This window comes from uncultured Mailhella sp., from assembly GCF_947631555.1.
In the GTDB taxonomy this organism is placed as follows: domain Bacteria; phylum Desulfobacterota; class Desulfovibrionia; order Desulfovibrionales; family Desulfovibrionaceae; genus Mailhella.
In genome coordinates, this window is record NZ_CANRLT010000123.1 from 1 (window position 1) to 4,250 (window position 4,250).

Sequence of the window (4,250 nt, forward strand, 5' to 3'; positions counted from 1 at the left end):
CCAGGCCATCGAGGAGGGGGCCACCATCATCCGCGTGGGTACGGAAATCTTCGGCTCACGGCCTGCCCGTCTCGCGTGATCTTCCCCGCTCCGGCGGCGTAACCATGTTTGCCGGCAGAACCTGACAAACACGTTGCCTGTGCTATCAGCGGCGCACACGCCACGCCGTCCGGCAACTAAGGTTTTGTGCGTACTTGCCTTTTCTGTCTTCCCCCCCCCCCCCCCCCCCGCCGCAGGGGGGGCTAGGTTCAGCGCAGATGGTTGGCCTTGAGGTATTCCACGAGCAGATCCGGGAAGTCTGAGAACATGCCGTCCACCTTGAGCTGCTTGAAGGACACGTCGAGCACTTCGTCAAAATCCTTGAAGCCCTTGGGCAGGGCGTCCCTGCGCAGAGTCCAGGAGTGCAGCTTCATGCCGTTTCTGCGGACGAGTTCGCAAAGTTCGGAGAGCGTATAGCCTTTGCCGTCAGCCGTGGGCACGGCGAGAAGGTTGAAATTGGGGGCGTAAATGGTGGCGTATTTGGCAACTTCCTTCACACCTTCAGGCGTGGTCAGCCAGCGATGGCGGGCCTTGTCGTCCTTGGCACCCTGGCCGCCAGCAGTGACGAGCATACAGAGCTGTCCCTTCCAGCCAAGTTCGCGGGCGCGGATGATGGCTTCATAGTCGAAGATTTGCAGGATCGCCTTGCTATCCGGGCTGTTGCAGCCGAACTTCGTCAGAGTGTCGATCGTGGTCTTGAGGATGTCCAGCCCCTGCGCCATGAAGAAATCCGGTTCCTTCACTTCCACATACACGCCGACGTTGCCGCCGGTTGAGCGGTTCAGCCCCTGCACCTGGTACAATTCCTCTTCCAGCGAGGGGATCTGATAGGCGATGGGGACATCCGGGAAGCGGCCCGCAAACACGGCCTTGCCGGTTTTCGGGTCAAAGCGTTCGGTCACGCGCAGGGAACGCAGTTCGTCAAAGGTGAAGTCGGAGGCATAGAAGCGGCCGTCCGTACGCTGGCGGCCTGGGAATTTTTGGGCCACGTCGGTGGTGGTGTCCACCAGGATGTCGTGCATGACCACGAGCCTGCTGTCTTTGGTCATGACCACGTCCTGTTCCACATAGTCCACGCCCATGGCGTAGGCCATGGCCTTGGCGGGCAGGGTATGTTCGGGCAGATAGCCGCTCGCGCCGCGATGGGCGGCGACTTCCGGCCGATAGCCGGCGGCACTGGCCGTAAGAGGCAGCAAAAGGGTCAGTGCAAGAGCCAAAAGTACGTTGTGCATGATGCTCACTCCTTTGTTGTCGTGAATCGAAAATTGCGCGGAACTGTTGCCGCGCCTGCCAGAAGGCCTGCCTCATAGCCTGCAGAAAAAATTAAGTCAAGGTATAAGAGAAATAGATGATGTATTTTTGGCATAAAATACGCCAAGTTGGCTATTTATGTTATTTAATTATCCAAGTAATGCTGAACATATAGCTGCTATTTTTTGTGAAAACTGCATTTTTTACACTTCAGAAATGCAGTAAAAGGAGATAGATAAAGATATTTTTCTCATGGGTCCGCCGGAGAATGGACTCTATCGGCGACACACGCACTTGGCTATTATTTTCCTTAGAGCGCGGAGAAAGATAGGAAATGCAAGATGCCCCCCCGCTTGCAGGTTCGCTGAAGCCGGAACTTGCCTCCGGCGGGAGTTCCGGCTTCAGGCGTGGAGGTCAGGCCAGCTTCATGCCGAGCAGTTTTTCAGCGTTTTTGCAGAAGAATTTTTCCTTGTGCGCTTCGGAGAAGTGGAAGCGTTCGATGTCCTGAACCGCCTGCTTCAAGTTGTAGCAGGGCCAGGCAGAGCCGTAGAGAATGCGTTCGCCGTCGAGCCATTTGATGGCTTCGCCGAACATCTGATTTCCGGGCGCGTCGGGGTTGAGCATATAGATATCGGGCAGCAGCCAGACGTTTTTATTGGTGATGGCCACCTGGAAAATCATGGGGACCCAGGGGTAGCAGCTGTGGGCCACAATGATTTGCAGGTTCGGGAAGTCGTTGGCTACATGCTGAACCGTGGCAGGGTCGGAATATTCCAGCGTGCCCTGGAAGAAGCTCAGCGTGAGCACCATGGGAATGCCGGCCTTTTCGCAGCGGGCATAGATGGGGTAGAGCACGTTGGCATCGGCCTTGCGGGCGGGCAGGGCGTAGGCAGGTTCCATGGCCATGCCCTTGATGCCGAGTTCGATGCAGCGTTCCAGTTCGTCCATGGTGGCAGAGACGCCGCGGGTGATGTCGAGGCTGCCGAAGGGCACGATTTTTCCGGGAAATTCTCTGGCCATGTCCAGAATATCATCGTTGGGAACGGAGGCCGCATCATTGGGAACCTGACGGCCGATGATGACGCCGGCGGAGATCCCGGCCTCGTCCATTTCCTTCCAGAACAGGTCGAGGTCCTTCCTGGCCGCGGCTTCGCTGGGGATGCCGTGGTATTTCTGGGGAACAGTTTCGTGGCAGACGGGGCTGAACAGGCCGAGCTTCTTGAAGCCCTTGTAGGGCGGACGAAGACGGAAGTCGAAAATCATGAAAAACTCCGAAAACTTGCAGGGTGCGAAGAGCCCTGGTGATGAAGGGCGCGGTGATGACGGTGCAGACGGAACCGTTCCGCCTGTGAAGTTCCGGCGCAGCGCGCACGCGCCGGAGCCAAATATCGGCACTGTCCGTTTTCAGCTCTTCAGAGTGCCTGAATTCCCTGCGTCTGAAGAGCGGCGGAATCAGAAGTTTTCGTCAGGGACGCACTCGAGATTGAGTTCGTTGGGGATGACCATGACGGGGACGCGGCTGTGCCCGATAAGGCGGCTGGTGCTGCCGGAGAAACTGAACAGTCCATGAGAATTGAGACTGCCTGTGATGACAAGGTCGGCGCAGCGCTTATCCACAAGTTCGTTGAGCGCCTTGTCGATGGAGCCGGTGAGAAGGACGGGTTCACAGGGCAGATCGGCGAAATGCTTCGCCGCAAAATCCTTGAGGTATTTTTCTGTTTCCCGGCGGCTTTCCGCGGCGATTTTCTGCAGAAGTTCCTTGCTGGCGCCGTAGCTGGCAAAGGTTCCGGCGGACGGAAGAACATGGACGAGGAGGATGCCGGCTCCGGTCAGTTCGGCCATTTCCCGGGTGTAGCTGACAATATCGTCGTTTTTCTCCGTGAGATCAATGCAGCAGGCGATGGTGGAAAAAGCGCTCATCTTGTCTTCCTTTATGGTTTGAAATTTCGTTTTGTTTCCCCGCTGGGGCAACGGTTTTGTGTACTTGCCTTTCCCGATTTTCCCTTCCTCAGACCGCCCTGCGGCAGCCAGGCGTTTGCTTCCCTCTTCCTCGCGCCTCTGGCAGTTAAGGATTTATGTTTTTGTTTTTCACTTCCTTATCCGCCGGAGGCGCGGCGCGTGCGCCGCTGATAGCTCGCAGGCCGTGTGCAATCGGGCTTTGCCCGTTGCGCATGTTTGCGGCCTGCGAGCGGGGAAAAGTCGAGCGGAAGTAAGGACACGCGGAGCGCGGCCGAGAGCAGCGGAGCTGCACGAGGCGCGATCCCGACTTACCCCGCTCCGGCAGCGTGACCATGTTCGCAGGCGGAGCCTGACGAACACGTTCGCTATCTGCTCGCTACCGCTCGCGCTGTCCTGCGGTTAGGGACGTGGCTGGAGGGTGCCTTTGCCGAACTGGAAGTTCGGCGCTCTTCGCGTTTTTCCGGCAGGAAAAACAAGATGCCTTTCTGCCTTTCCCTGCCCCGCTCCGGCAGCGTGACTATGTTTGCAGGCTATGTCCGGACAAACACGTTCGCTATCTGCTCGCTGACGCTCGCGCCGTCCGGCAGCTAACGAGTTTGTTAACCCGCCTTTCCCGCCTTTTCCTTCCCTACTGCCGGGAGGCCAGTTTCTTTTCGTAGGCGTCGAGCGAACCCTCGCCCAGCCGTTTCCACAGGTTGTCGTAGCGCTCAATGGCGGTGTTGCGGCCTTCCTGAACGGCGCGCTTCATTTCCTCGGCGTAGAGTTCCAGGGTGCGGTCGGAAAGCGTTTCGAGTTCGCTGCGGAAGTAGCGGCGGAATATGCTGTCGCAGTTCACCCGTATGGCGTGGGGATAGCGCTGGGAGGCCTCTTCAAGAAAGCGGACTTCCGTCTCGGTGATGACGTCCAGAAGGGGATTGTGGGAGAGCGGCGGGAGCCTGTCGTCCATGCGGGCGTATTTTTCGATCATGAAGTTGCGGCCCGCAGCTTCGGCGGCCTTCAGG

The 4,250-nt window shown here is 58.0% G+C and carries 4 protein-coding genes; all 4 read right to left on the reverse strand.

Translation table 11 applies throughout. From position 1 onward, the window contains the following. Positions 1-248: 248 nt before the first annotated feature. Positions 249-1,271 carry a glycerophosphodiester phosphodiesterase gene (gene glpQ, locus Q0Z94_RS11165; protein WP_298069730.1) on the reverse strand — a complete coding sequence of 341 codons (1,023 nt, stop codon included), beginning with the start codon at positions 1,269-1,271 and terminating at the stop codon, positions 249-251. Positions 1,272-1,704: 433 nt separating this feature from the next. Continuing rightward, the gene (locus tag Q0Z94_RS11170) at positions 1,705-2,553 is read right to left on the reverse strand and encodes an amidohydrolase family protein (RefSeq protein ID WP_298069731.1); all 849 of its coding nucleotides are present in this window, start codon (positions 2,551-2,553) and stop codon (positions 1,705-1,707) included. Between the two features lie 189 nt (positions 2,554-2,742). Continuing rightward, the gene (locus tag Q0Z94_RS11175) at positions 2,743-3,210 is read right to left on the reverse strand and encodes a universal stress protein (RefSeq protein WP_298069734.1); all 468 of its coding nucleotides are present in this window, start codon (positions 3,208-3,210) and stop codon (positions 2,743-2,745) included. 667 nt (positions 3,211-3,877) lie between these two features. After that, on the reverse strand, positions 3,878-4,250 hold a 373-nt coding region (locus tag Q0Z94_RS11180; protein ID WP_298069736.1), incomplete at its 5' end, for a DUF4125 family protein.